1 protein-coding gene is annotated in these 232 nt (G+C 49.1%); it reads right to left on the reverse strand.

All coding sequences use genetic code 11. The features are described 5' to 3' along the window. The coding region (gene lepB, locus SB775_RS34200) for a signal peptidase I (RefSeq protein ID WP_410865735.1) at positions 1 to 232 on the reverse strand (232 nt) is incomplete at both ends.

A 232-nucleotide genomic window follows, 5' to 3' on the forward strand; every position in this document is an offset into this window, starting at 1 on the left:
GTCGCCCGGCAATCCGATGACCCGCTTGATATAGTCTTTTTGTTCAGGTGCATGAAATACAATGATATCGAATCGATCCGGCTCGCCAATATTATAGCCGATCTTATTGACGATCATCCGGTCGCCATGTTCAAGGGTGGGCATCATCGATTCCCCGTCCACCACAATGGGCGTGAATAAGAAAAACCGGATAATTGCCGCAAGGCCGAACGCGATCAATAGAGCTTTGGAC

The organism is Peribacillus sp. SIMBA_075 (assembly GCF_046534585.1).